The 26,033-nt window shown below is 68.5% G+C and carries 22 protein-coding genes; 21 read left to right on the forward strand and 1 reads right to left on the reverse strand.

All coding sequences use genetic code 11. From position 1 onward, the window contains the following. Positions 1-8: 8 nt before the first annotated feature. A complete protein-coding gene (locus AC099J_RS08335; RefSeq protein ID WP_479614766.1) occupies positions 9-578 on the reverse strand; it encodes a hypothetical protein in 570 nt (189 codons plus the stop codon). Positions 579-644: 66 nt separating this feature from the next. Between AC099J_RS08335 and AC099J_RS08340 the strand changes: the two genes are divergently transcribed. The 21 genes from AC099J_RS08340 to ftsZ all read left to right on the forward strand — a co-directional run bounded on the left by AC099J_RS08340 (position 645) and on the right by ftsZ (position 26,013). Further along, on the forward strand, positions 645-1,844 hold the full coding sequence (locus tag AC099J_RS08340; protein ID WP_479614767.1) for a class I SAM-dependent rRNA methyltransferase: 1,200 nt from the start codon (positions 645-647) through the stop codon (positions 1,842-1,844). Between the two features lie 87 nt (positions 1,845-1,931). Beyond that, positions 1,932-2,999: a CobW family GTP-binding protein gene (locus AC099J_RS08345; protein WP_479614768.1), complete on the forward strand. Its 1,068-nt coding sequence runs from the start codon at positions 1,932-1,934 to the stop codon at positions 2,997-2,999. A gap of 158 nt (positions 3,000-3,157) precedes the next feature. Beyond that, positions 3,158-3,952 (forward strand): RNA polymerase-binding protein DksA, encoded by a 795-nt coding sequence (dksA, locus tag AC099J_RS08350; RefSeq protein WP_479614769.1) that lies wholly within the window; start codon positions 3,158-3,160, stop codon positions 3,950-3,952. A gap of 237 nt (positions 3,953-4,189) precedes the next feature. Continuing rightward, entirely contained in the window at positions 4,190-5,881 is a 1,692-nt protein-coding gene (locus AC099J_RS08355) for an STAS domain-containing protein (RefSeq protein WP_479614770.1), read from the forward strand. A gap of 91 nt (positions 5,882-5,972) precedes the next feature. After that, positions 5,973-6,518 (forward strand): ATP-dependent protease subunit HslV, encoded by a 546-nt coding sequence (gene hslV, locus AC099J_RS08360; RefSeq protein ID WP_479614771.1) that lies wholly within the window; start codon positions 5,973-5,975, stop codon positions 6,516-6,518. Positions 6,519-6,531: 13 nt separating this feature from the next. Next, positions 6,532-7,893, forward strand: a complete 1,362-nt coding sequence (hslU, locus tag AC099J_RS08365; RefSeq protein ID WP_479614772.1) for an ATP-dependent protease ATPase subunit HslU — start codon at positions 6,532-6,534, stop codon at positions 7,891-7,893. A 295-nt stretch (positions 7,894-8,188) separates the two neighbouring features. Continuing rightward, positions 8,189-8,623 carry a division/cell wall cluster transcriptional repressor MraZ gene (gene mraZ / locus AC099J_RS08370; protein WP_479614773.1) on the forward strand — a complete coding sequence of 145 codons (435 nt, stop codon included), beginning with the start codon at positions 8,189-8,191 and terminating at the stop codon, positions 8,621-8,623. A gap of 9 nt (positions 8,624-8,632) precedes the next feature. After that, positions 8,633-9,592, forward strand: a complete 960-nt coding sequence (rsmH, locus tag AC099J_RS08375) for a 16S rRNA (cytosine(1402)-N(4))-methyltransferase RsmH (protein ID WP_479614774.1) — start codon at positions 8,633-8,635, stop codon at positions 9,590-9,592. A gap of 94 nt (positions 9,593-9,686) precedes the next feature. Next, on the forward strand, positions 9,687-10,019 hold the full coding sequence (gene ftsL / locus AC099J_RS08380; protein ID WP_479614775.1) for a cell division protein FtsL: 333 nt from the start codon (positions 9,687-9,689) through the stop codon (positions 10,017-10,019). 172 nt (positions 10,020-10,191) lie between these two features. Then, the gene (locus AC099J_RS08385; protein WP_479614776.1) at positions 10,192-11,940 is read left to right on the forward strand and encodes a peptidoglycan D,D-transpeptidase FtsI family protein; all 1,749 of its coding nucleotides are present in this window, start codon (positions 10,192-10,194) and stop codon (positions 11,938-11,940) included. After that, positions 11,940-13,436, forward strand: coding sequence for a UDP-N-acetylmuramoyl-L-alanyl-D-glutamate--2,6-diaminopimelate ligase (locus AC099J_RS08390; protein ID WP_479614777.1), 1,497 nt, complete (start codon positions 11,940-11,942; stop codon positions 13,434-13,436). Before AC099J_RS08385 ends, AC099J_RS08390 begins: the two co-directional genes overlap by 1 nt. Continuing rightward, complete coding sequence (locus tag AC099J_RS08395; protein WP_479614778.1) at positions 13,436-14,815, forward strand: UDP-N-acetylmuramoyl-tripeptide--D-alanyl-D-alanine ligase; 1,380 nt, start codon at positions 13,436-13,438, stop codon at positions 14,813-14,815. The genes AC099J_RS08390 and AC099J_RS08395 overlap by 1 nt, the downstream gene beginning before the upstream one ends. Further along, positions 14,805-15,983: a phospho-N-acetylmuramoyl-pentapeptide-transferase gene (gene mraY, locus AC099J_RS08400; RefSeq protein WP_479614779.1), complete on the forward strand. Its 1,179-nt coding sequence runs from the start codon at positions 14,805-14,807 to the stop codon at positions 15,981-15,983. The genes AC099J_RS08395 and mraY overlap by 11 nt, the downstream gene beginning before the upstream one ends. Then, positions 15,980-17,704, forward strand: coding sequence for a UDP-N-acetylmuramoyl-L-alanine--D-glutamate ligase (murD, locus tag AC099J_RS08405; protein ID WP_479614780.1), 1,725 nt, complete (start codon positions 15,980-15,982; stop codon positions 17,702-17,704). The genes mraY and murD overlap by 4 nt, the downstream gene beginning before the upstream one ends. Beyond that, entirely contained in the window at positions 17,701-18,960 is a 1,260-nt protein-coding gene (gene ftsW, locus AC099J_RS08410) for a putative lipid II flippase FtsW (protein ID WP_479614781.1), read from the forward strand. The genes murD and ftsW overlap by 4 nt, the downstream gene beginning before the upstream one ends. Positions 18,961-19,018: 58 nt before the next feature. After that, the gene (murG, locus tag AC099J_RS08415) at positions 19,019-20,092 is read left to right on the forward strand and encodes an undecaprenyldiphospho-muramoylpentapeptide beta-N-acetylglucosaminyltransferase (RefSeq protein ID WP_479614782.1); all 1,074 of its coding nucleotides are present in this window, start codon (positions 19,019-19,021) and stop codon (positions 20,090-20,092) included. Between the two features lie 79 nt (positions 20,093-20,171). Beyond that, positions 20,172-21,575: a UDP-N-acetylmuramate--L-alanine ligase gene (murC, locus tag AC099J_RS08420; protein ID WP_479614783.1), complete on the forward strand. Its 1,404-nt coding sequence runs from the start codon at positions 20,172-20,174 to the stop codon at positions 21,573-21,575. Next, complete coding sequence (locus AC099J_RS08425; RefSeq protein ID WP_479614784.1) at positions 21,572-22,540, forward strand: D-alanine--D-alanine ligase; 969 nt, start codon at positions 21,572-21,574, stop codon at positions 22,538-22,540. Before murC ends, AC099J_RS08425 begins: the two co-directional genes overlap by 4 nt. Next, positions 22,537-23,346, forward strand: coding sequence for a cell division protein FtsQ/DivIB (locus AC099J_RS08430; protein ID WP_479614785.1), 810 nt, complete (start codon positions 22,537-22,539; stop codon positions 23,344-23,346). The genes AC099J_RS08425 and AC099J_RS08430 overlap by 4 nt, the downstream gene beginning before the upstream one ends. 20 nt (positions 23,347-23,366) lie before the next feature. Further along, positions 23,367-24,596, forward strand: a complete 1,230-nt coding sequence (gene ftsA, locus AC099J_RS08435; RefSeq protein ID WP_479614786.1) for a cell division protein FtsA — start codon at positions 23,367-23,369, stop codon at positions 24,594-24,596. Between the two features lie 190 nt (positions 24,597-24,786). Continuing rightward, positions 24,787-26,013 carry a cell division protein FtsZ gene (ftsZ, locus tag AC099J_RS08440; RefSeq protein WP_479614787.1) on the forward strand — a complete coding sequence of 409 codons (1,227 nt, stop codon included), beginning with the start codon at positions 24,787-24,789 and terminating at the stop codon, positions 26,011-26,013. Positions 26,014-26,033 lie beyond the last annotated feature (20 nt).

A 26,033-nucleotide genomic window follows, 5' to 3' on the forward strand; every position in this document is an offset into this window, starting at 1 on the left:
GTGCAGGCTCAGGCAGGCGCCGCGTTGGCCGGGGCCGCCTCGGCAGGCGCCAGCACCTGCAGCATGCGGCCGTCGCCGATGAAAGCTTCACCGACCAGCATGCGAAAGGACGCGTTGTGGGGCAGCTGCGGCAGTGCGTTCTGCGGGGTCAGGAACTCGACCGGCATCTGGCGTGTCTCGCCCCGGCGAAAGGCGCTACCGGGGGCCACACGCCATCGCATCAGAAAACCCTGGTTGCCAACGACGAGCAGGCACTGGTGCTCGCCTGTCGCCACCGGCACATCTTCGATCGGCACCAGCGCCGGGCGCAACGTGAACTCGACGAGCGCGTGCGGCTGGAAGGCGCGGTCCGGCGCGAAGGTGGGGGGCGCGGGGGCCGTGGGCGCCCGGCGCGGCAGCCTGGCATAGCACCAGCCGACGATGCTGCCGATCACCGGCAGCCACAGCAGCATCATGACGGTGCTGACATCGTGCACCGTGGAGTCAGGGACGGCGAAATGCCGGATGACGGCGGACACGGCGGCCACGCACAGCAGCAGGATCACGATCAGTCGGCGCCGGGCTTGGATGGTGCTCATGCCGGAAGTATCGGGCCGGGCAGGCACACGGCGGCCGCACTGGGCCATGGCCGACAATCCGCGCCCATGAAAACCATCCGTCTGCGCGAGGGCAAAGAGAAGTCGCTGCTGCGCCGCCACCCCTGGGTCTTCGAGTCGGCCATCGCCCGTGGCGGCGCCGATGCGGGCGAGACCGTGCGCGTGGAGGCGGCCAACGGCGACTTCCTGGCCTGGGCGGCGTTCAGCCCGGCCTCGCGCATCCGCGCGCGGGCGTGGAGCTTCGATGCCGAGCAGCGCATCGACGCGGCCTTCCTGCGCACGCAGCTGCAACGCGCGGTGGCTGCGCGCAGCCGCTTCGACATCCAGAGCGACGGGCTGCGCCTGGTGCATGGCGAATCCGACGGCCTGCCGGGCCTGGTCGTCGACCGTTACGGCGACACGCTGGTCGCCCAGTTCGGCTCGGCCGGGGCGGAACGCTGGAAGGCGCCGTTGGCCGATGCCCTGTGCGACATCACGGGCCTCACGCGCCTGTACGAGCGCTCTGACGCCAGTGTGCGCGCGCTCGAAGGCCTGCCCGAGGCCACAGGCTGGCTGCGCGGCGACGGCCCGACCGAGCTGACCATCACCGAGCACGAGTGGCGGCTCACACTGGACGTGGCGACCGGCCACAAGACCGGCTTCTATCTGGACCAGCGCGACAGCCGCAAGCGGTTCGCCGACACCGTGCGCCGCCTCGGCTGCGCCCGCGTGCTGAACTGCTTTTGCTACACCGGCGGCTTCACGGTGGCGGCGCTGGCCGGCATGCGCGCGGCGGGTGTCACAGATGGGCACGTGACCTCCATCGACTCGTCGGCGCCGGCACTGGCACGGGCTGCGGATCACGTGGCGCTGAACGGTTTCGCTGCCGACCAGGCCGATTTTCTGGACGCCGACGTCAACGCCTCGCTGCGCCGCTTCACCGCCGAAGGCCGGCGCTTCGACGCCATCGTGCTGGACCCGCCCAAGTTCGCGCCCACTGCTGCCCATGCCGAGCGCGCCGCGCGTGCCTACAAGGACATCAACCGCCTGGCGCTGGCCCTGCTGGAGCCGGGCGGCGTGCTGTTCACCTATTCGTGCTCGGGTGGCATCCCGGCCGAGCTGTTCCACAAGATCGTGGCGGGCGCCGGCATCGACGCCCGGGTGGACGGCTACATCACCGATCGCATGGGCGGTGCGCCGGACCACCCGATGACCATCAACTTCCCGGAAGGCGAGTACCTCAAGGGCTTGGTGGTCATGCGGCGCTGAGGGCAGCCCGTCGGCGACACGGGCTTGCCAAGCTCACTAAACTCACTGGCTTACTCCCCCCGGCTTTCTGATTTGCGAGACGTCCCCATGGCTTTGATTCCCGCCACCATCCTGACCGGCTTTCTCGGCTCGGGCAAAACCACCCTGCTCAAGCGCGTGCTGACCGAGGCCCACGGCCAGAAGATCGCCGTCATCGAGAACGAGTTCGGCGAAGAGAACATCGACAACGAGATCCTGGTTTCCGAGGCCGGCGAGCAGATCATCCAGCTGAACAACGGCTGCATCTGCTGCTCCATCCGCGAAGACCTGCGCTCCACGCTGAGCCTGTTGGCCGAGAAGAAGCGCAAGGGCGAGCTGGACTTCGAGCGCGTGGTCATCGAGACCACCGGCCTGGCCGACCCCGGCCCCGTCGCGCAAACTTTCTTCATGGACGACGAGATCGCCGAGAGCTACCTGCTCGACTCCATCCTGACGCTGGTCGATGCCAAGCACGCGGCCACGCAGCTCAACGAGCGTCAGGAGGCGCGCCGCCAGGTGGGCTTTGCCGACCAGATCTTCATCAGCAAGACCGACCTGGTGGCCAAGGAAGAGGTCGATGCGCTGGTCCACCGCTTGAAGCACATGAACCCGCGCGCGCCGCACAAGGCCGTGCACTTCGGTGAAGTGGCGCTGAGCGAAGTGTTCGACCTGCGCGGCTTCAATCTGAACGCCAAGCTCGACATCGACCCCGACTTCCTGAAAGAAGACGACCACGCGCATGCACACCACGACCATGACCACGAACACGAACACGGGGAGCACTGCGACCACCCTTCGCACGTAGACGACCATGGTCATGGGCACCACCACCACGCGGACGACGACGTCAAGAGCTTCGTGTTCCGCGCCGACCGGCCGTTCGATCCGGCCAAGCTGGAAGATTTCCTAGGCGCCGTGGTCAACATCTACGGCGCGCGCATGCTGCGCTACAAGGGTGTTCTCCATATGCACGGCACTGAGCGCAAGGTGATCTTCCAGGGCGTGCACCAGCTGATGGGCAGCGATCTGGGGCCCGCCTGGGCCGAAGGCGAAGCCCGTACCAGCAAGATGGTATTCATCGGCATCGACCTGCCCAAGGACATCTTTTTGCAAGGTCTGGAGCAGTGCCTGCTCTGACGCGTGGATGCAGGAGCGTACAAAGTTGCCCGTGGGCCGAGAAATGCGGCGTATTAAGGGTATAAACCGTGCCGAAGTTGCGGGTGGCGGTCGGGCTCCTTGCGCAATCCGGAGTCTCCGGCATGCATTTCCCGCCGGCTCGTGAGGAGGCCCCCCAAGTGAAAACCCCATCTGTTGATCCGAACGCTGCTGCAAAGCCTGAACCCGTGGCCAAGGCCACCGCGGCTGCAAAGACGCCTGCGTCCAAGACCGTGTCTGCCGCACCCAAGCCTGCTGGCGCCCCGGCTGCGCGGGTGCCTGCACCGCCGCCGAACGCTGGTTTGACATCCGTTCCGTCCTCGCTCGCCGTCATGCCGGTGAAGGGCGGCAGGGCTTCGCGGCTCGCGCAGATCACGGTGCCATCCATGGCCCAATCTGTGGCGTCCACTGCTGCGAAGGCCAGTTATCTGCAGGAAGCGCCTGCGCCCATGATTGCCCCGTCGTCGCACGTTGCGGCCAAGAAGGACCCGAAGCTGGCCAACAACTGGAAGACCAAGTCGGCCGAAGAGTTGACGGACCAGGAAGTCCTGGCGATGCCCGACTCGGAGTACATGAACGACAAGCAGATGTCGTTCTTCCGGCTGAAGCTGGTGACGCTGAAGCAGGACATGCTGAACAACGCCGGCGAGACCACCGAGCACCTGCGCGAAGACACCGTCGTCGTGCCCGACCCGGCGGACCGCGCCACCATCGAGGAAGAGCACGCCCTGGAACTGCGCACGCGCGACCGTGAGCGCAAGCTGCTCAAGAAGATCGAGCAGTCCATCGTCCGCATCGATGCCGGCGACTACGGCTATTGCGACGAGACCGGCGAGCCCATCGGCGTCGGCCGCCTGCTGGCGCGCCCGACGGCCACGCTGTCGCTGGAGGCGCAGCAGCGCCGAGAGCTCAAGCAGAAGATGTTCGGCGACTGAGAAGCTGTGAACGAATCTCTCACGCCCACGCGAGGCCCCCGATGATCTCAGGTTCGCGCTGCCATCGTGGCTCCAGGGGCCTCGCCCTTCGGGCCGGGGCACGCCAGGCCGCATGCGGGCGTTGCAGTCCTTGCCCAGGCACCGGCCTGGACGGCGGACTGCGCCTACGCCTGTGGCCCGCCGCACCCCGTCGTGGGCGCGATCGATTCATTCACAGCTTCTAGTCACTGCCACGCCATGGCTCAGGACGAACAGCCCCCTGGCGGTCTGCTGTCCAAGGTTGTCAAGTTCGTCCGCAATCCGACGGCCAACTGGGCTGACCTCGGCCAGCCCGAGGACAAGGACAGCCGCTACAGCAAGCAGATGCTCAAGGAGATGATCGAGCGCAAGCGGGCCAACGACTTCGTTCGCCGCCGTGAGTTCGATCAACTGCGCAAGCTGCGCCTGCTCGGCCCCCTGGCCGGGCCACCGGACGCCGATGCGGCCGACCGCCCTTCTTTCTTCAGCACCAGCCAGCCCTCCAAGGAAGACGACCGGGCCGGCACGCTGAAGAAGATCGACGAGATCGAAGCCCAGATGTCCCAGCAGTGGTGGAAGGGCCGCGGCGCGAAGCCGCCTGCGCCCGGTAAGCAGGGTGCCCACGCTGCACCGGATGCGCCTGGGGCACCCGCTCCCCGCGTGGCGGCAGACGACAAGGCCGCGCCGGACCACTACTTCGCCACCACCATTGATGCGTCGCTGCCGCTGGCATCGGACGACGCGTTCCCGCATTCGTCGCGCGCGGACGCCGTGCTGCTGGAAGATCTGCCGGCGTTCAATCGCACCGAGCCACCCCCGATCGAGGTGTCGCTGGAGGCCGACTGGCCGTCCACCCCTGCGTTCGTCGAAACCGCGCCGGCCTACACGCACGACGCCCGGCTGGAAGAGGCGGCGATCCGCTTCGCCAACGGCGACGACGCCGGGGCCGAGGCGGCGCTGCTGGCGCTGCTCGGCCCCATGGCGCAGCCGCCTGCGGCCGAGGAAACCTGGATGACGCTGTTCGATCTGTACCGTGCGGTCGGGCCGCGCGACCGGTTCGACGCGCTGGCGGCGCAGTTCGCCACGCGCTTTGCGCAGCCGGCGCCAGCCTGGTTCGCGATCGCCCGGGCCGCCCGGCCCGCCGCGCAGCCGCCGGTGGACGAGGACCGCATGGTGCAGTGGTTCAGCCCTGCGACGCTTGGCGCCGCCCAGGTGCAGGCGTTGCAGTCCACGCTGGTGCAGCGCAGGCCGCAGGCGCTGTCGCTGGACTGGTCGGCGCTCAAGGGCATCGACCCGGACGCGCGCGAACCCCTGTCGGCCCTGATGGTGGCCCTGGCGCAGCAACCGATCGCGATCCTCAGCACTGCGGGTGGGCAGTTCGAGGTCCAACTGCGCCGCTGGACCGTCTCCGGCGACCGGGGTGTGCACCAGGGCTGGTGGCGTCTGCGTCTGGACTGGCTGCGCGTGTCGGGCCAGGAAATGGCGTTCGATCTGGCGGCGATGGACTACTGCGTCACCTTCGAGATCTCGCCGCCCTCGTGGACCGAGGCCAGCTGCCGCTTCGTCGACCTGGGTGCGGATGTCGACGCGCCACCCGTGGCGGCCGTGGCGTCGCCCGATGGCGAGCCGCCGGTCGTGAGCGGCACGTTGACGGGCGTGTTGACCGACGACGCCACCGATGCCCTGTCACCATTCGAACGGCAAGGCCTTGGCGACGGTCTGGTCGTGGTGTCGTGCGAACATCTTGTGCGAGCCGATTTCGCCGCGACCGGATCGATCCTGACCTGGGCAGCGGCGCAGCAGGCGGCAGGCCGGCGCGTGCAGTTCCGTAACCTGCACCGGCTGGTGGCGATCTTCTTTCATGTGGTCGGCGTGGGCGAGTACGCCGCGCTGCAGTCGCGCCGCCACTGATCTGCCTGCGCGGCCGCCGGCCGCCTTTCCCGGTGCCGGCCCTTGACCGCCGGCGCTTGTATTTCCAGACTTCAACCCCAAGATCGTCCCCATGGAGCAATTTCACGGCACCACCATCGTCAGCGTTCGGCGCCAGACACCGCAAGGCGTGCAAGTGGCGATCGGCGGCGATGGGCAGGTCACGCTGGGCAACATCGTCATCAAGGGCACGGCCCGCAAGGTACGCAAGATCTACCACGGCAAGGTGCTGGCCGGCTTTGCAGGCGCCACGGCGGACGCCTTCACCTTGTTCGAGCGCTTCGAGGCCAAGCTGGAAAAGCACCAGGGCCACTTGGTGCGCGCCGCCATCGAGCTGACCAAGGACTGGCGCACCGACCGCGTGCTGCGCCGGCTGGAGGCCATGCTGGCCGTGGCCGATCACTCGGCGTCGCTCATCATCACCGGCAACGGCGACGTACTGGAGCCCGAGCGCGGCATCGTCGCCATCGGCTCGGGGGGTGCGTATGCGCAGTCGGCTGCCATCGCGCTGCTGGGCAACACCGAGCTCTCGGCCGAAGACATCGTGCGCAAGTCGCTGGAGATCGCGGGCGAAGTCTGCATCTACACCAACATGCAGCACACCATCGAAACGCTCTGAACTGACCGATCACATGTCTGCGATGACCCCCCAGGAGATCGTCTCCGAACTCGACCACCACATCGTCGGCCAGCAGCAAGCCAAGCGGGCCGTGGCGATTGCGCTGCGCAACCGCTGGCGCCGCCAGCAGGTCGAGGAGAAGCTGCGCGCCGAGATCACGCCCAAGAACATCTTGATGATCGGCCCCACCGGCGTCGGCAAGACCGAGATCGCGCGGCGCCTGGCGCGGCTGGCCGATGCACCGTTCATCAAGGTCGAGGCGACCAAGTTCACCGAGGTCGGCTACGTCGGCAAGGATGTGGACGCCATCATCCGCGACCTGATCGACATCGCCGTCAAGCAGACCCGCGAGCAGGCCATGCGCAAGGTGCGCGTGCGCGCAGAAGATGCGGCGGAAGACCGCGTGCTGGACATCCTGCTGCCGACGGCGCGTGTGCCGGCCACCGATGGCGGATTCGGCTTTTCGGCCTCCAGTGCCCCGGTCGCACCACCCGCCGACAGCACCGCCCGCCAGGCCTTTCGCAAGAAGCTGCGCGAGCACCAGCTGGACGACAAGGAGATCGAGATCGACGTGGTCGACTCCAAGCAGCCGCTGGAGATCATGGGCCCGCCCGGCATGGAGGAGATGACCGAGCAGTTGCGCGGCATGTTCAGCCAGATGGGCCAGCAGCGCCGCAAGACGCGCAAGCTGCGCATCGGCGAGGCCCTGACGCTGCTGGCCGACGAAGAGGCCGGCAAGCTGGTCAACGAGGAAGAGATCAAGACCCTGGCAGTGCACAACGCCGAACAGAACGGCATCGTCTTCATCGACGAGATCGACAAGGTCACCTCGCGCAGCGAAGGCACCTCGGGCGAGATCTCGCGCCAGGGCGTGCAGCGCGACCTGCTGCCGCTGGTGGAGGGCACGGCCGTCACCACCAAGTACGGCGTGGTCCGCACCGACCACATCCTGTTCATCGCCTCGGGTGCCTTTCACCTCTCCAAGCCCAGCGACCTGATCCCCGAGCTGCAGGGCCGCTTTCCGATCCGCGTGGAGCTGCAATCGCTCTCGGTGCAGGATTTCGAAGCCATCCTGACGCAGACCCACGCTTCGCTGGTGCGCCAGTACCAGGCGCTGCTGGCGACCGAGAACGTCACCGTCGAGTTCACCCCCGAGGGCGTGACCCGGTTGGCGCACATCGCGTTCGACGTCAACGAGCGCACCGAGAACATCGGCGCGCGCCGCCTGTCGACCGTGATGGAGCGGCTGCTGGACGACGTCAGCTTCGACGCCGCCCGGCTGGAAGGGCAGACGGTGGTGGTCGACGCCGCCTACGTCGATGTGCGGCTGGCAGAACTCAGCCGCAACGAAGACCTGTCGCGCTACATCTTGTAGCAACCGCACGGCGGTTTGTCCTACAGGCACGGGGCCTGCGGCGGTATGCCGTTTGTCGCCCCGCACTTCTCAGCCGCCGCATGCACTAGCGGCTCTAAGTGCTTCATTTGAAATGACTTTCCCTGTCTTGCGCATCGCAAGTCTGGCCTAAGTCGTTGATTTGATTACAAAAATACTTGACCCCCACCTTGCCGTGCGGGGGTTTCCTGCTACAGTGGGAAAAAGTGCAATTAAGTGGGATTTTGGGGGTTCGCCGAACCCCTTTTGCCCGTTGCGCTGATCAAGGTGGTACGTCGTGTTTCAAGGGCCTTCGTCGCTCAGTCTGGATGCAAAGGGTCGCCTGTCGGTGCCGACCCGGCATCGTGACGTCTTGAGTAAAACGGAGTCTGGTGGCGGCGCGCTCACTATCACACGGCACCCGCACGGCTGCCTGTTGGTGTTTCCGCGCCCGGAATGGGAGCAGTTCCGCGTGCGTATCGCGGCGCTGCCGGTGTCGGCCCAGTGGTGGAAGCGCATCTTTCTTGGCAACGCCATGGATGTGGAGATGGATGCCGCTGGCCGGGTGCTGGTCGCGCCTGAACTGCGCGAGGCCACCGGCATCGGGAAAGAAGCGATTCTGCTCGGGATGGGCAACCATTTCGAGCTGTGGGACAAGGCCACGTACCAGGCCAAGGAGGCCGAGGCGATGCAGGCGCCTACTCCGGCAGCCCTCGAGGATTTCACTTTCTGAAAGCCCGCGGTGGAAACGTCATGGACACACACCACCGTCTTGTTGAACGAAGCAGTCAACGCTCTTTTCAACGAGACCATGCCGGATGCAGCCGGCGGGGCAGGCGCGCGCACCTTTGTCGACGCCACCTTCGGCCGCGGTGGGCATAGCCGCCTGCTGCTGTCGCGGATGACGCCGACGGACCGGCTGGTCGCCTTCGACCGCGATCCTGAGGCGGTGGCAGCGGCAGCGCAGATCGAAGATGCACGGTTTTCCATCCGGCACCAGGCTTTTCATGCCCTGGGCGAAATGCCTGCGGCCAGCGTGGCCGGCGTGTTGATGGACCTGGGCGTCAGTTCGCCGCAGATCGACGACGCGGGGCGTGGCTTCAGTTTTCGGCTTGACGGCCCCTTGGACATGCGCATGGACACCACTCGAGGCCAAAGCGTGGCCGAGTGGCTGGCCACTGCCGAACAACACACCATTTCGGAGGTGATTCGTGACTATGGCGAAGAACGGTTTGCTCTTCCGATTGCAAAGGCGATTGTTGCTCGCCGACAAGAACGGGGCCCAGTTTCAACCACCGCCGAGCTGGCCCAGCTCGTGGCTGGCGCGGTCAAAACCCGCGAGCCGGGCAAGGACCCTGCAACGCGCACATTTCAGGCTCTTCGGATTTTCATCAATGCCGAGCTTGAAGAGCTGCAACAGGCGCTGAGCGCCAGCCTGCGGGTGCTGCAGACGGGCGGTCGGCTGGTCGTCATCAGCTTCCATTCGCTGGAAGACCGCATCGTCAAGCAGTTCATCGCCCGCCATGCGCGCGAGGTGGTGGACCGCCGCGCGCCCGACTGGATGCTGGCGCAGCCGGCCTCGCTGCCGCTCGTCGCGCTGGGCCGCGTCAAGCCGAGCGCGCAAGAGATCGCCGGCAACCCGCGCTCGCGCAGCGCGGTGATGCGCATTGCCGAGCGCACGGCGGCGGAGGTGGCAGGATGAGCGAAGCGCAGTTCCGGCGCCGGGCCGCCCCAAGGCGGAACGCGGCCCCCTCTGGGGGCAGCGCAGTACAGGCAGTGACAAGCGTGGGGGCCCTATGACCCGTTTGAACCTCGTGCTGCTGGTCGCCGTGATGGTCAGCGCGCTCTATCTGGTGCGCACCCAGTACGAGTCGCGCCGGCTGTTCACGGCGCTGGACCGCGCCACCGCACAGGCGCACCGGCTCGATGTGGAGCTGGACCGCTTGCAGGTCGAGCGGCGCGCCCAGGCCACGCCGCTGCGGGTCGAGAAGCTGGCCAAAGAGCAGCTGCAGATGCGCACCGCCACGCCGGCCATCACGCAATACATCAGCGCCACCACGGGCGCACCGATCCCCATGCCCGCGCTGCCGGCCGCGTCGGCGCCGCAACCAACGGGAGTCAGACGATGAGCGCCGCGCCGGGCCGCCCCAAGCAAGCTCGCTCCGCAGGCGAAGCCGAAGCACTGCCAGTGCGCGCCGCGCCGGGCCGCCCCAAGCAAGCTCGCTCCGCAGGCGAAGCCGAAGGCACCCGCGTGTGTGCCGCACGGTGCCGCACCGCATGGCGTTGCGCGAAGGAATCGACATGAGCCCACAGGGCAGCCGCAGCGTGCGCTACACCTCCAGCCCCCTGCTGGCCAGCAAGACGCCGGTGTGGCGCAGCAAGTTCGTGGTCGCCGCGTTGGCGCTGGGCTTTCTGGGCCTGACGGCGCGTGCCGCCTACATCCAGGTCGTCAACAACGATTTCTTCCAGCGCCAGGGCAAGGTGCGCTTCATGCGCACGCTGGAGTTGCCGGCCAACCGTGGCCGCGTGATCGACCGCAACGGCCTGATCCTGGCCTCGAGCGTGGTGGCGGCCAGCATCTGGGCCAGCCCCGAGGATGTGGAGCGTGACCCGGCCAAGCTGCGCCAGCTGGCCAAGCTGCTGGACATGCCGCTGGCCGAGCTGAACAAGAAGCTCGAAGACGAAGACAAGACCTTCGTCTGGCTGCGCCGCCAGCTCGACGACCCCATCGCCCAGAAGATCGAGGCGTTGAAGATCCCCGGCATCCACGCGCGCAAGGAATACAAGCGCGAGTACCCCGAGGGCGAGGCCGCCGCGCACGTGGTCGGCTTCACCAATGTCGAAGACAGCGGCCAGGAAGGTGTGGAGCTGGCCTTCAACCACGAGCTGGCCGGCAAGGCCGGCTCGCGCCGCGTCATCAAGAACCGCCTGGGTGGCGTGGTCGAGGAAGACCTGGACAACCAGGTGCTGCCGGTCGATGGCCGTGAGATCCAGCTGTCCATCGACAGCAAGGTGCAGTTCTTCGCCTACCAGAAGCTGCGCGACGCGGTGGCCCAACACAAGGCCAAGGCCGGCAGCGTGGTGGTGCTGGACGCCATCACCGGCGAGGTGCTGGCATTGGCCAACTACCCCAGCTACGTGCCCGACAAGCGGCGCAACCTCTCGGGCGAGCAGCTGCGCAACCGCGCCATCACCGACACCTTCGAGCCCGGCTCGACCATGAAGCCCATCACGGTGGCCATGGCGCTGGAAGCCGGCCGCATCACACCGCAGACGCTGGTGGAGACCGGCCCCGGCCGCTTCCAGCTGGGTGGTTTCACCATCAGCGACACGCACAACTACGGCACGCTGACGGTCGAGGGCGTGATCCAGAAATCGAGCAACGTCGGCGCACTGAAGATCGCGCAGAAGATGACCCCGCACGAGATGTGGGACACCTACACGGCCCTGGGCTACGGGCAGAAGCCGCAGGTGCAGTTCCCCGGCGCGGTCACCGGCCGGCTGCGGCCGTGGAAGAGCTGGAAGCCGGTCGAGCAGGCCACCATGTCCTACGGCTACGGCCTGTCGGCCTCGTTGTTCCAGATGGTGCAGTCGTACAGCGCCTTCGCGCACGACGGCTCGATCATTCCCGTCACCATGCTCAAGAGCACCGAGCCGGCCGTCGGCACCCGTGTGTTCTCGGCCAAGAACGCGGCGGCCGTGCGGCACATGCTGCAGATGGCCGCCGGCCCCGGCGGCACCGGCCAGCGCGCGCAGACCGTGGGTTATTCCGTCGGCGGCAAGTCCGGCACGGCGCGCAAGCAGGCCGGCAAGGGCTACGCGGTCGGCAAATACCGCGCCTGGTTCACCGGCATGGCGCCCATCGACAAGCCGCGCGTGATCGTCGGCGTGATGATCGACGAGCCCAGCAACGGCACCTACTACGGCGGCACCGTGGCCGCCCCGGTGTTCAGCGAAGTGGTGCAGCAGACCCTGCGCATGATGGGCGTGCAGCCGGACATGGCGGTGCAGCCCCAGGTGATCGCCGAAGCCGTCGAGGAATCGTTCTGATGCAGGCGCTGGCTTCCCCAATCGACGCCGCACTGTGGCTGCGTGGCCGCGTCACCGGCGCGCTGCAGACCGACAGCCGCCGCGTCGGACCGGGCGACGGCTTCATCGCCTGGCCCGGCGCGGCCACCGATGGTCGGCGCTTCGTCGGCCAGGCCCTCGCGCAGGGCGCCACCGCGTGCCTGGTCGAGCGCGAGGGCAGCCAGGCGTTCGGCTTCGCGCAGGCCGGCGTGGCCGCGTTTGCCGGGCTCAAGGCTGGCTCCGGCCCCATTGCCGCGGCCTACTACGAACAGCCCTCGCACGCGCTGGATGTGTTGGCCGTCACCGGCACCAACGGCAAGACCTCCACCGCCTGGTGGCTGGCGCAGGCCCTGTCGCGCGCGCAGCAGGCACAGGACATCGCGCCGCGCGGCTGCGCCGTGGTGGGCACCTTGGGCACCGGCGTGCCACCGGCCGTGGTCAGCACCGGCATGACCACACCCGACCCGGTGCTGCTGCAGGCGCGGCTGCGCGAGTTCGTCTCCACCGGCCTGGCGGCCTGCGCCATCGAGGCCTCGTCCATCGGCATTGCCGAGCACCGGCTCGATGGCACGCGCATCCGCGTGGCCATCTTCACCAACTTCACGCAGGACCACCTGGACTACCACGGCAACATGGACGCCTACTGGCGCGCCAAGTCCGCGCTGTTCGGCTGGCCCGGCCTGGCCGCTGCGGTGGTCAACATCGATGACGCGCGTGGCGCCGAACTGGCGGGCACGCTGGCGGCATCCAAGCTGGATGTGTGGACCGTTTCCATGGCCAGCCCGGCGCGCCTGATGGCGACCGACATCGGCTACGAGGGCGATGGCCTGGCCTTCACCGTGCTTGAGGGTGGCGACACGGCCCGCCTGGCCACGCCGCTGATCGGCCAGTACAACGTCTCCAACCTGCTGGGCGTCATCGGCACACTGCGCGCGCTGGGCTTCGGCCTGGGGGCGGCCGTGCAGGCCTGCGAGGGCCTGCTGCCCGTGCCCGGCCGCATGGAACGCCTGGCGGCCGAGGGCCAACCCACGGTGGCCATCGACTACGCCCACACCCCCGACGCGCTGGAGCAGGCGCTGCGCGCGCTGCGGCCATTGGCCGACGGGCGCGGCGGCCGGCTGTGGTGCGTGTTCGGCTGCGGCGGTGGCCGCGACGCCGGCAAGCGGCCCCTGATGGGCGCGCTCGCCGAGCGCCATGCCGACCACCTCGTCGTCACCAGCGACAACCCGCGCCACGAAGCGCCCGAGACCATCATCGAACAGATTCTTCAAGGCCTGGCCCGGCCGGGCGCCGCCCAGGTGCAGCCCGACCGCGCCCGCGCGATTGCCGAAACCCTGGCCAAGGCCGGCCCCTTGGACGTGGTGCTGCTGGCCGGCAAGGGCCACGAGACCACGCAGGAGATCGCCGGCGCGCTGCTGCCGTTCTCCGACCGCCAGCAGGCCGAGGCCGCGCTCGTTGCCCGGGGGGCTGCGCTGTGATGCATCTGCAAGACGCGCTGGCGTGGATCCCCGGCGGCCGCCTGCACGGTGCCGGCACCACGGCCATTGCCCGCGTGCACAGCGACACGCGCAGCCTGGGCGCGGGCGACCTGTTCGTCGCCATCTGCGGCGAGCGCTTCGACGCCAACACCATGGTGGCCGAGGCCCGGGCCCGTGGCGCCGCTGCGGCCCTGTGCACGCCCGGCGCCAGCGGTGGCTTTGCAGCGCACGGCCTGCCCTGTATCGAGGCGGGCGACACCATCGCCGCGCTGGGCGCGCTGGCGCGTGGCTGGCGCAACCAGTTCGCGCTGCCGCTGATCGCGGTGACCGGCAGCAACGGCAAGACCACGGTGACGCAGATGGTCGCCTCGATCCTGCGCGCTGCGGCTGGCGACGCCGCCTTTGCCACACAAGGCAACCTGAACAACGACATTGGCCTGCCGCTCACGCTGCTGCGCCTGCGCGCCGAACACCGGCTGGGCGTGGTCGAGCTGGGCATGAACCACCCGGGCGAGATCGCGCAGCTGGCCGCCATCGCCCAGCCCACCATCGCGCTGGTCAACAACGCGCAGCGCGAGCACATGGAATTCATGGCCACCGTGGAGGCAGTGGCGCGCGAGAACGGTTCCGTCATCGCCGCGCTGCCCGCCACCGGCACGGCCGTGCTGCCGGCCGGTGATGCCTTCACGCCGCTGTGGCGCGACTTGGCCGGCACCCGCCCGGTGCTCACTTTCGGGCTGGATGCTGCCGACGCCGACGTGCGCGCCGATGCGCCCACCTGGGCCGGCGGCGCCTGGCAGGTGCGCGTGCACACGCCGCAAGGCAGCTTCGATTGCAGCCTGCACATCGCCGGCCGCCACAACGTGCAGAACGCGCTGGCCGCCACGACTTGCGCGCTGGCCGCTGGTGTGCCGCTGCCCGCCATCGCACAAGGCCTGTCGGCGTTCGAGCCGGTCAAGGGCCGCTCGCGTGCGCTGGCGCTGGCCGGCGGCGTGACGCTGGTGGACGACAGCTACAACGCCAACCCCGATTCCGTGGCCGCTGCCATCGCCGTTCTTGCCGACCTGCCGGCGCCGCGCCTGCTGGTGCTGGGTGACATGGGCGAGGTCGGCAGCGAAGGCCCGCGCTTTCACGCCGAGGCCGGCGAACAAGCCCGCGTCGCCGGCATCGAGACGCTGCTGGCCACCGGTGCGCAGAGCGCCGCCGCCGTGGCGGCATTCGGCACTGGTGCCCGGCATTTCGACGAGGTCGACGCCCTGGTCGCCGCCGTGCGCGCGCTGCGCCCGGCCGCAGCCAGCGTGCTGGTCAAGGGCTCGCGCTTCATGAAGATGGAGCGCGTCGTCGACGCACTGCTGCAGGAGGGCACCCATGCTGCTTAGCCTGGCCCAGTGGCTGCAGACGCTGTCGCCCGAACTGGGCTTCCTGCGCGTGTTCCAGTACCTCACGTTCCGCGCAGTCATGGCCGCCATGACGGCGCTGCTGATCGGCATCGGCATGGGTCCGTTCGTGATCCGCAAGCTGCGTGCGCTGAAGATCGGCCAGCCAATCCGCGGCTACGGCATCGAAGCGCATCTGGCCAAGAGCGGCACGCCCACCATGGGCGGCGTGCTGATCCTGCTGTCCATCGCCATCTCCACGCTGCTGTGGTTCGACCTGTCGAACCGCTTCGTCTGGATCGTGCTGCTGGTGACCTTCGGCTTCGGCGCCATCGGCTGGGTGGACGACTGGCGCAAGGTGGTCAAGAAAGACCCCGAAGGCATGCGCTCGCGCGAGAAGTACTTCTGGCAATCGGTCGTCGGCCTGGTCGCGGCCCTGTACCTGGTGTTCAGCATCTCGGAGAACTCCAACCTGCGCGTGTTCGAGCTGTTCCTGTCGTGGGTGCAGTCCGGCTTCGACCTGAGCCTGCCGCCCAAGGCCGGCCTGCAGGTGCCCTTCTTCAAGGAGATGAGCTACCCGCTGGGCGTGCTGGGCTTCGTGGTCTTGACCTACCTGGTGATCGTGGGTTCGAGCAACGCCGTCAACCTCACCGACGGGCTGGACGGGCTGGCCATCATGCCGGTGATTCTGGTGGGCTCGGCGCTCGGCGTGTTCGCCTATGTCACGGGCAGCTCGGTGTTCTCGCGCTACCTGCTGTTTCCGTACATCCCGGGCTCGGGCGAGCTGCTGATCTTCTGCTCGGCCATGGCCGGCGCCGGGCTGGCGTTCCTGTGGTTCAACGCGCACCCGGCCCAGGTGTTCATGGGCGACGTGGGCGCGCTGGCGCTGGGCGGCGCGCTCGGCACCATCGCTGTCATCGTGCGCCAGGAAATCGTGCTGGCCGTCATGGGCGGCATCTTCGTGGTCGAGGCGCTGTCGGTCATCGTGCAGGTCAGCTGGTTCAAGTACACGCGTAAGAAATACGGCGTGGGGCGGCGCCTCTTGAAGATGGCGCCGCTGCACCACCACTTCGAGAAGAGCGGCTGGAAAGAGACGCAGGTCGTCGTGCGGTTCTGGATCGTCACCATGCTGCTGTGCCTGGTCGGCCTGTCGACGTTGAAGCTGAGATGAAGCACCTGCAAGACCTCCACGTGCTGATCCTGGGCCTGGGTGCTTCCGGCCTGGCGATGGCGCGCTGGTGCGCGTCGCACGGGGCGCACGTGAGCGTGGCCGACACGCGCGAGGCACCGCCGCAACTGGCCGTGCTGCAGGCCGAGCTGCCTGCCGTGCGCTTCGTCGCCGGCCCGTTCAGCGCGGCGCTGATCGACGGCCAGCCGGTGCGCGCCGTCTACCGCTCGCCCGGCCTGTCGCCAGAACAGCTGGCGCCGGTGCTGGACGCGGCGCGTGCGATCGGCCTCGTCGTCGGCGGCGAGCTGGATCTGTTTGCGCAGGCGTTGAAGGATCTGGGCGACGACGGCCAGCTTGCCTTGCCGCTGGATGCAGACCCCGATGCCCAACTCCCTTTGCCCTTGGAACAGGGAGAGGGTGAAGACGCGGCGGTCGATGCGCCAGCGCTCACCGCCGAGGGCGCGGCCCCGGCCGTCATCGTCGGCCACAGCGAGGGGGGGGAAGACCTGGACGAGCCCGCCACCGTCGTCGCTCTGCCGCCCGCCGCCACCGGCTACCACCCCGCCGTGCTCGCCATCACCGGCACCAACGGCAAGACCACTGTCACTTCGCTCACTGGCCAGCTGGTCGAGCGCGCCGGCAAGACCGTCGCCGTGGCCGGCAACATCGGCCCCACACTGCTGGACACGCTCGCCGCGCACATCGCCGCCGACACCTTGCCCCAGGTCTGGGTGCTGGAGCTGTCCAGCTTCCAGCTCGATGCCGCCACCGGCTTCGAGCCCACGGCCGCCACCGTGCTGAACCTGACGCAGGACCACCTGGACTGGCACGGCAGCATGGCCGCGTACGCCCAGGCCAAGGCGCGCATCTTCGGCACGTCGACCTTGATGCTGCTGAACCGTGACGACGCCGGCGTCATGGCGCTGCTCCCCAAGCCCGTGCCCGTCAAGGGCTCGCGCGCCAAGCCCGTGCAGCGTGAATACCTGAGCTTCGGCGCCGACCTGCCGCAGCGCCCCGGCGACTACGGCCTGGAGGTCGTGCACGGCATGGCCTGGCTGGTGCGGGCGCTGGAAAGCGATGGCTTGAAGCGCCGCCGCAGCGAAGGCGCCGAAGAGCTGCACCTGCAGCGCCTGATGCCGGCCGACGCGCTGCGCATCCGCGGCCGGCACAACGCCGTCAACGCACTGGCCGCGCTGGCGCTGGCCAGCAGCGCAGGCTGCGCGCTGGCGCCCATGCTGTATGGCCTGCGCGAGTACCGGGGCGAGCCGCACCGGGTCGAGCCCATCGCGCTGCTGCAGGAAGTCGAGTACTTCGACGACAGCAAGGGCACCAACGTGGGCGCCACCGTCGCGGCGCTGCTGGGCCTGGGGGCCGAGCGCCGTGTTGTCGTCATCCTGGGCGGTGATGGCAAGGGCCAGGACTTCACGCCGCTGGCACCCGCCGTGGCGCAGCATGCGCGCGCCGCCGTGTTGATCGGCCGCGACGCCCCGCTGATCCGCGCGGCGCTGGAAGGCACCGGCGTTGCGTTGCTCGACGCGCCCAGCCTCGAACAAGCCGTGCGCCTGGCCGCCGGCCGCGCCCAGAGCGGTGATGCCGTGCTGATGTCACCAGCCTGCGCCAGCTTCGACATGTTCCGCCACTACGAGCACCGGGCCGAGGTCTTCCGCGCTGCGGTGCAGGCGCTGGCCGACGAGGCTGGCGTGTCGATGGAGTCATCGCTATGAACCTGCCCAGCCTGCGCATCCCCGGATGGTTCAGTGGCCTGCCCAAAGCCGCCGCCGACGCCTTGCCCGTCCGTTTGGGCACATCCAACATGGCCCGCACACCCGCCACACCGGTGCGCGTGCTCGGCTTCGACCAGACGCTGCTGTGGGTCACCGTGGCGCTGCTGGCGTTCGGGCTGGTGATGGTCTATTCGGCCTCCATCGCGATGCCGGACAACCCGCGCTTCCAGCGCTACGCGCACACGCATTTCCTGGTGCGCCACGCGATTTCGATCGGCGTCGCTTTTGTCTTCGCGCTGCTGGCGTTCCAGGTGCCGATGGAGACCTGGGAGAAGTGGGCGCCGCGCCTGTTCCTGCTGGCGCTGTTGTTGCTGGCGCTGGTGCTGGTGCCCGTCATCGGCAAGGGCGTGAACGGCGCGCGCCGGTGGATTTCGGTCGGCATCATGAACTTTCAGCCCTCCGAACTGGCCAAGCTCGCCGTCGTGTTCTATGCGTCCAACTACATGGTGCGCAAGATGGACGTGAAGGAGAACTTCTGGCGCGCCGTGCTGCCCATGGGCGTGGCCATCACGCTGGTGGGCGTTCTGCTGCTGCTGGAGCCCGACATGGGCGCCTTCATGGTGATCGCGGTCATTGCGATGGGCATCCTGTTCCTGGGCGGCGTCAACGCACGCATGTTCTTCCTGATCGCGGCGGTGTTGCTGATCGCCTTCAGCCTGATGATCCTGACGTCCGAATGGCGGCGCGAGCGCATCTTTGCCTACCTCGACCCGTGGGACGAAAAGCACGCGCTGGGCAAGGGCTACCAGCTGTCGCATTCGCTGATCGCCATCGGCCGCGGCGAGATCTTCGGCGTCGGCCTGGGCGGCAGCGTGGAGAAGCTGCACTGGCTGCCCGAGGCGCACACCGACTTCCTGCTGGCCGTCATCGGCGAGGAGTTCGGCCTGGTCGGCGTGGTCATCGTCATCGGCCTGTTCTTCTGGCTGATCCGCCGCATCATGCACATCGGCCGCCAGGCCATCGCGCTGGACCGCGTGTTCGCCGGCCTGGTGGCGCAGGGCATCGGCCTGTGGATGGGCTTTCAGGCCTTCATCAACATGGGCGTGAACCTGGGCGCATTGCCGACCAAGGGGCTGACGCTGCCGCTGATGAGCTTCGGCGGTTCGGCCATCCTCATGAACGTGATTGCCATCGCGGTGGTGCTGCGCATCGACTACGAATCGCGTCAGCTGATGCATGGGGGGCGCAGGGGATGAGCAGCGCACGGCCGCCCGAAGCTGCTCGCACCGCAGTGCGAAGCGCGGAGGTTTTCGAATGAGCCATCTGGTCGTCATGGCAGCAGGCACCGGCGGGCATGTGATTCCCGGGCTCGCGGTCGCGCGCGAACTGCAGTCGCGCGGCTGGAGCGTGAGCTGGCTGGGCACGCGCACGGGCATGGAGAACCGTCTCGTGCCGCCCTCGGGCATTCCGCTGGACACCATCGGCTTCTCCGGCCTGCGCGGCAAGGGACTGGTGCACACCATGACCGGCGGCGTGCGGCTGCTGGGCGCTTTCTGGTCGTGCCTGCAGATCTTGCGCCGCCGCCGCGCCGACGTGGTGCTGGGCATGGGCGGCTATGTCTGCTTCCCTGGCGGCCTGATGGCCAGCCTGCTCGGCAAGCCGCTGGCGCTGGTCAATGCCGATGCCGCGCTGCTGATGAGCAACAAGGCGCTGTTGCCGATCGCAGATGCCGTGGCCTTCGGCTTCGACGGTGCAGCCGTCGCCCGGGTCAAGAATGCCCGCGTCACCGGCAACCCGGTGCGTGCCGAGATCGAGGCGCTGCCGGCACCCGCCCAGCGCTTCGCCGGCCGCAGCGGCCCGCTGCGTGTGCTGGTGGTCGGCGGCAGCCTGGGCGCCCGCGTGCTCAACGAAACCCTGCCGCAGGCGCTGGCCTTGCTCGATGCCGCAGGGCGCCCACAAGTGCTGCACCAGACCGGCCAGGGCAACGACGCGAGCGTGCTGGCCGCCTATGCGCAGGCCGGTGTGCAGGCCGAAGTGCGGCCCTTCATCGAAGACATGGCCCTGGCGCTGGCCGAGTGCGATGTGGTGGTCTGCCGCGCCGGCGCCGTCACCGTCAGCGAGTTGTGCGCGGCGGGTGTCGCCGCCGTGCTGGTGCCCCTGATCGTCAGCACCACCTCGCACCAGCGCGACAACGCGCAGTGGCTGGCCGGCCATGGCGCCGGCATCCACCTGCCGCAGGCGGGGCTGACGCCGCGCGACCTGGCCGACCTGCTCGCAGGATTCACGCGCGATGCGCTGCTGGCCATGGCCGGCAAGGCGCGCGCTCTCGCAAAACCCCAGGCGGCCGCCCGCGTCGCCGACCAGATCGAAGGCCTGGTGGCCGCATGAACCACGCAATCCGCCCCATCTCCTCCGTCGCGCACCATGCGGCCGACGACGCCGCGCTGCTTCCCTGCGGAGGTGCACGATGAAACACGCGATTCGCCACATCCACTTCGTTGGCGTGGGCGGCGCCGGCATGAGCGGCATCGCCGAGGTGCTGAGCAACCTGGGCTATGAGATCTCGGGCTCGGACCTGTCCGACAGCGCCACGCTGCGCCGGCTGGCCGACCTGGGCATCCAGACCTTCGTCGGCCACGACGCCGCGCACGTGGCCGGTGCCGACGCCGTGGTCACCTCCACGGCCGTGCAATCGGCCAACCCCGAGGTGCAGCAGGCCCGCGCCATGCGCATCCCGGTCGTGCCGCGCGCGCTGATGCTGGCCGAGCTGATGCGCCTGAAGCAGGGCATCGCGATCGCCGGCACGCATGGCAAGACCACCACCACCAGCCTGGTCGCCAGTGTGCTGGCGGAGGCCGGCATGGACCCGACCTTCGTCATCGGCGGCAAGCTCAACAGCGCCGGTGCCAACGCCAAGCTGGGCAGCGGCGACTACATCGTGGTGGAGGCCGATGAGTCCGACGCGTCGTTCCTGAACCTGCTGCCCGTGATGGCCGTCGTCACCAACATCGACGCCGACCACATGGAGACCTACGGCCATGACTTCGGCCGGCTCAAGGCCGCGTTCGTCGACTTCCTGCACCGCATGCCGTTCTATGGCACGGCCATCCTGTGCACCGACGACGCCGCCGTGCGCGAGATCGTGCCCCAGGTCACCTGCCCGATCACCAGCTACGGCTTTGGAGAAGACGCCCAGGTGCGCGCCATTGACGTGCGCCCGGTCGGCGGCCAGATGCATTTCACGGTGCAGCGCCGCAATGGCGTGACGCTGCCCGACCTGCCCATCGTGCTGAACCTGGCGGGCCGCCACAACGTGCTGAACGCACTGTCGGCCATCGCCGTGGCGGTCGAGCTCAACGTGCCCGACGCCGCGCTGCAAAAAGCCCTGGCCGAATTCAAGGGCGTGGGCCGGCGCTTCCAGATCCATGGCGACGTGGTGGCGGCAGACGGCGGCCCGGTCACCGTCATCGAAGACTACGGTCACCACCCGGTCGAGGTGGCGGCCACGCTGGCGGCGGCGCGCGGTGCCTACCCGGGCCGCCGGCTGGTGCTGGCCTTCCAGCCGCACCGCTACACCCGTACGCGCGACTGCTTCGAGGATTTCGTCAAGGTCATGGGCGAGGCCGATGCTGTGCTGCTGACCGAGGTCTATGCCGCCGGCGAGGCACCCATCGTGGCCGCCGACGGCCGCGCGCTGGCCCGCGCGCTGCGCGTGGCCGGCAAGGTCGAGCCGATGTTCGTGGACGACGTCGCCGAGTTGGCCGGCGTGATCCGCGACAACGCGCACGGTGGCGACGTCGTGCTGTGCATGGGCGCTGGCTCCATCGGTGCCGTGCCAAGCAAGGTGATGGACATGGGAGCGCTGCCATGAGTCAGGCATCCAGCATGGGCAAGGTCGCGGTGCTGATGGGCGGCAGCTCGGCCGAGCGCAACATCTCGCTGCTGTCGGGCAACGGCGTGCTGGACGCGCTGCGCCTGGCCGGGGTCGACGCGCATGCCTTCGACCCCGCCGAGCGCGGCCTGCACGAACTCAAGAGCGAGGGCGTGGCCCGCTGCTTCATCGCGCTGCACGGCCGCCACGGCGAAGACGGCACGGTGCAAGGTGCGCTAGAGCTGCTGGGCATTCCCTACACCGGCTCCGGCGTGATGGCCTCCGCCATCGCCATGGACAAGGTCATGACCAAGCGCATCTGGGAGGCCTGCAGCCTGCCCACGCCGCGCTACCAGGTGCTGCAACCCGGCGCGCAGGAACTGGCCGACGTGCGCACCGTGCCCGATGCGCTGGGCCTGCCGCTGATCGTCAAGCCGCCGCGCGAGGGCTCGTCCATCGGCGTGACCAAGGTGGCGGGCTATTCGCAGATGCTGGACGCAGTGCAACTGTCGGCGCAGTACGACCCCGATGTGCTGTGCGAAGAGTTCATCGAAGGCGAAGAAGTGACCTGCGCCGTGCTGGGTGCGGGCGCCGATGCGCAGGCCCTGCCGGTGATCCGCATCCAGGCGCCCGAGGGGGCCTACGACTACCAGAACAAGTACTTCACCGACGAGGTGCGCTACCTCTGCCCGAGCGGCTTGCCCGAAGACGAAGAGCGCGAGATCCAGCGCATCGTGCTGGCCGCCTACCGCGCGCTGGGCTGCCGTGGCTGGGGCCGCGCCGACCTGATGATCCGCGCCAGCGACCGCAAGCCCTTCCTGCTGGAGATGAACACCTCGCCCGGCATGACCGGCCATTCGCTGGTCCCCATGTCCGCGCGCGCCGCCGGCATCGACTACCCCGCGCTGTGCGTGCGCGTGCTCGCCGCAGCCACGCTCGACACCCCCGCCAAGACCAACGCATGAACGCCGCGCTGTCCGCCCCGGTCGATGTGAAGCTGATGAACGTGACAGCCACGCTGTTGTTCGCCGTCTTCGCCGGCCTGGCGCTGGGCGCGTTGTGCCTGTGGGTGGTGCGCCAGCCGAGCTTTGCGCTGGACGCGATCGAGGTGCGCGGCGACGTCACGCACAACAACGCCGTGACGCTGCGCGCCAACGTGGCGCCGCACCTGCGCGGCACCTTCTTCACGGTGGACCTGGACACCACGCGCAGCGCCTTCGAAAGCGTGCCCTGGGTGCGCCGTGCCGTGGTGCGCCGTGCGTTCCCGAACCGGCTCGCCGTCTCGCTGCAGGAGCACCAGGCCGCGGCCTATTGGGGCGCGGAGAGTGGCTCCAAGCTGCTCAACAGCTTCGGCGAAATCTTCGAGGCCAACGTGGACGAGGTGCACCGCAACGACCTGCCGCGCCTGCTGGGGCCAGAGGGGCAGTCGGGCCAGATCCTGGGCATGTACCGCACGCTGGCGCCGCTGTTCGATCCGCTGGACAGCGCCGTCAGCCAGCTGGAGCTGACCGGCCGCGGCAGCTGGCGCGTGCAGATGGACACCGGCGCCGTGGTCGAGCTGGGCCGTGGCACGCCGGAGGAGATCGAGGCCCGCATCGCGCGCTTTGTGAAGACCGTGACGACCGTGGCCGGCCAGTACGGCCGTGGCGTGGATGCATTGGAGTCGGCCGACCTGCGCTACCCCGAGGGGTTCGCGCTGCGGCTGCGCGGCGTGACCACGGTGACGACCGCCGTGCCGCCGCCCAGGAAGCCGACCCGACCGAGCCGATAGACAAGACAACTGGACCTGATATGGCAAAAGAGTACAAAGATCTTGTAGTGGGGCTGGACATCGGCACCGCCAAGGTGATGGTGGTGGTGGCCGAGGTCATGCCTGGAGGCGAGCTGAAGCTGGCCGGCTTCGGCGTGGCGCCCAGCAACGGCCTCAAGCGAGGCGTGGTGGTCAACATCGACGCCACGGTGCAGAGCATCCAGCAGGCGCTGAAAGAGGCCGAGCTGATGGCCGACTGCAAGATCTCGCACGTCTACACCGGCATCACGGGCAGCCACATCCGGGGCATCAATTCCAGCGGCATGGTGGCGGTGAAAGACCGCGAGGTCACGCAGGCCGATGTGGCGCGCGTGGTCGAAACCGCCAAGGCCATCAACATCTCGACCGACCAGCGCCTGCTGCTGGTGGAGCCGCAGGAGTTCGTGATCGACGGCCAGGACGTGAAGGAGCCGATCGGCATGAGCGGCATCCGGCTCGAAGCCAAGGTGCACATCGTGACCGGTGCGCAGAGCGCGGCCGAGAACATCATCAAGTGCGTGCGCCGCTGCGGGCTGGACGTGGACCAGCTGATGCTGAACCCGCTGGCCTCCAGCCTGTCGGTGCTGACCGAAGACGAGCGCGAACTCGGCGTGGCGCTGGTGGACATCGGCGCCGGCACCACTGACGTGGCCATCTTCACCGGCGGCGCGATCCGCCACACCGCGGTGATCCCGATCGCCGGCGACCTGATCACGAGCGACATCGCCATGGCGCTGCGCACGCCGACCAAGGACGCCGAAGACATCAAGGTCGAGAACGGTTTCGCCAAGCAGCTGCTGGCCGACCCGGACGCGCAGGTCGAGGTGCCGGGCCTGGGCGACCGTGGTCCGCGCATGCTGAGCCGCCAGGCGCTGGCCGGTGTGATCGAGCCGCGCGTGGAAGAGATTTTCTCGCTGGTGCACCAGGTCATTCGCGAGTCCGGCTTCGAGGAGGTGCTGTCCTCCGGCATCGTGCTGACCGGTGGCAGCGTCGTCATGCCTGGCATGGTCGAACTGGGCGAAGACATTTTTCTGAAGCCCGTGCGGCGCGGCGTGCCCAAGTACGGCGGTGCGCTGGCCGACATGATCGCGCAGCCGCGTGCGGCCACCGTCATGGGGCTGCTCGAAGAGGGCCGCATCGCCCGCATGCGCGGCTTCAAGGTGGCACAGAAAAACGGGTCGATGAAGACGGCGATGGGCCGCGTCAAAGACTGGTTCGTCGGCAACTTCTGAAAGGCATCGATGTCATACCCCCCTTGCATCGAGGCCTGGCCGTTGTGGCTGGCGCGTGGCAGCCCGCCACGGCATACGCGATGGCGGTGCACCCATCCGCCGCCGGCGCGTTGACGCACAAGATTTCGGATAGACAGACAAAACAAACCCAGGCAACTGCAACTTATTTTTTGGATTGAAGGAGAAGAACATGCCCATCGAAATGATTGAAGTCGAAGAGTTCAACCTCGGTACGCAGATCAAGGTGATCGGCGTCGGCGGCGGCGGCGGCAATGCCGTCGAGCACATGATCGGCTGCGCCGTGCAAGGCGTGGAGTTCATCAGCGCCAACACCGATGCCCAGGCGCTGAGCCGCACGGCTGCGCACAAGACCATCCAGCTGGGCACCAGCGGGCTGGGCGCCGGCAGCAAGCCCGACAAGGGCCGCGAGGCAGCCGAGGCGGCGGTCGACGACATCCGCGCCGCCATCAGCGGCGCGCACATGCTGTTCATCACGGCTGGCATGGGCGGTGGCACCGGCACCGGCGCGGCCCCCGTGATCGCGCGCGTGGCCAAGGAGATGGGCATCCTGACGGTGGGCGTGATCACCAAGCCCTTCGACTTCGAAGGCCCCAAGCGCATGTCCAATGCCGAAGCCGGCCTGGCCGAGTTGGAGGCGAATGTCGACTCGCTGATCGTGGTGCTCAACGAGAAGCTGCTCGAAGTGATGGGCGACGACGCCACGCAGGACGAAGCCTTCGCACACGCCAACGACGTGCTGAAAAACGCGGTGGGCGGCATTGCCGAAATCATCAATGTGCCCGGCCATGTGAACGTGGACTTCGAAGACGTGCGCACCGTGATGGGCGAGCCCGGCAAGGCCATGATGGGCACCGCCGTGGCGGCCGGCCCCGACCGCGCGCGCATCGCCGCCGAGCAGGCCGTGGCCTGCCCGCTGCTGGAGGGTATCGACCTGTCCGGCGCCAAGGGCGTGCTGGTGCTGATCACGGCGGCCAAGGGTTCGCTGAAGCTGGCCGAATCGCGCCTGGCGATGAACACCATCCGCGCCTACGCCTCGGCCGAAGCGCATGTGATCTACGGCACGGCGTACGACGACAGCCTGGGCGAGCACATCCGCGTGACCGTGGTGGCCACCGGCCTGTCGCGCCAGGGCGCGCGCCGCGCGGCGCCTCCGCTGCAGGTGGTGCAGCGCAACGGCACGGACGGCACGGGCTTTGCGATCCCCACGCTGAACGCCGCCAGCCTGATCGGCGCCGGCGTGGGCGGTGTGGCCCAGCCCGACTACGAGTCGCTGCGCGGCCCGGCGGTCTGGCGCACGCCGAACCGCACCCAGGCCACGGCGCGTGTGGATGCGTTGTCGTCTGGCGGCATGGACGACTACGAGATTCCGGCGTTCCTCCGTAAGCAGGCGGACTAGTAGAGACCAACCCCCTGCGC

Source organism: Rhodoferax sp. RT4P68, from assembly GCF_056521305.1.

What these genes read in the sequence shown, in the direction of transcription:
- AC099J_RS08335 (WP_479614766.1), bottom strand. Translation starts at nt 578, where the DNA reads ATGAGCACCATCCAAGCCCGGCGCCGACTGATCGTGATCCTGCTGCTG.
- AC099J_RS08340 (WP_479614767.1), top strand. Translation starts at nt 645, where the DNA reads ATGAAAACCATCCGTCTGCGCGAGGGCAAAGAGAAGTCGCTGCTGCGC.
- AC099J_RS08345 (WP_479614768.1), top strand. Translation starts at nt 1,932, where the DNA reads ATGGCTTTGATTCCCGCCACCATCCTGACCGGCTTTCTCGGCTCGGGC.
- AC099J_RS08355 (WP_479614770.1), top strand. Translation starts at nt 4,190, where the DNA reads ATGGCTCAGGACGAACAGCCCCCTGGCGGTCTGCTGTCCAAGGTTGTC.
- hslV (WP_479614771.1), top strand. Translation starts at nt 5,973, where the DNA reads ATGGAGCAATTTCACGGCACCACCATCGTCAGCGTTCGGCGCCAGACA.
- hslU (WP_479614772.1), top strand. Translation starts at nt 6,532, where the DNA reads ATGTCTGCGATGACCCCCCAGGAGATCGTCTCCGAACTCGACCACCAC.
- ftsL (WP_479614775.1), top strand. Translation starts at nt 9,687, where the DNA reads ATGACCCGTTTGAACCTCGTGCTGCTGGTCGCCGTGATGGTCAGCGCG.
- AC099J_RS08385 (WP_479614776.1), top strand. Translation starts at nt 10,192, where the DNA reads ATGAGCCCACAGGGCAGCCGCAGCGTGCGCTACACCTCCAGCCCCCTG.
- AC099J_RS08390 (WP_479614777.1), top strand. Translation starts at nt 11,940, where the DNA reads ATGCAGGCGCTGGCTTCCCCAATCGACGCCGCACTGTGGCTGCGTGGC.
- AC099J_RS08395 (WP_479614778.1), top strand. Translation starts at nt 13,436, where the DNA reads ATGCATCTGCAAGACGCGCTGGCGTGGATCCCCGGCGGCCGCCTGCAC.
- mraY (WP_479614779.1), top strand. Translation starts at nt 14,805, where the DNA reads ATGCTGCTTAGCCTGGCCCAGTGGCTGCAGACGCTGTCGCCCGAACTG.
- murD (WP_479614780.1), top strand. Translation starts at nt 15,980, where the DNA reads ATGAAGCACCTGCAAGACCTCCACGTGCTGATCCTGGGCCTGGGTGCT.
- ftsW (WP_479614781.1), top strand. Translation starts at nt 17,701, where the DNA reads ATGAACCTGCCCAGCCTGCGCATCCCCGGATGGTTCAGTGGCCTGCCC.
- murG (WP_479614782.1), top strand. Translation starts at nt 19,019, where the DNA reads ATGAGCCATCTGGTCGTCATGGCAGCAGGCACCGGCGGGCATGTGATT.
- murC (WP_479614783.1), top strand. Translation starts at nt 20,172, where the DNA reads ATGAAACACGCGATTCGCCACATCCACTTCGTTGGCGTGGGCGGCGCC.
- AC099J_RS08425 (WP_479614784.1), top strand. Translation starts at nt 21,572, where the DNA reads ATGAGTCAGGCATCCAGCATGGGCAAGGTCGCGGTGCTGATGGGCGGC.
- AC099J_RS08430 (WP_479614785.1), top strand. Translation starts at nt 22,537, where the DNA reads ATGAACGCCGCGCTGTCCGCCCCGGTCGATGTGAAGCTGATGAACGTG.
- ftsA (WP_479614786.1), top strand. Translation starts at nt 23,367, where the DNA reads ATGGCAAAAGAGTACAAAGATCTTGTAGTGGGGCTGGACATCGGCACC.
- ftsZ (WP_479614787.1), top strand. Translation starts at nt 24,787, where the DNA reads ATGCCCATCGAAATGATTGAAGTCGAAGAGTTCAACCTCGGTACGCAG.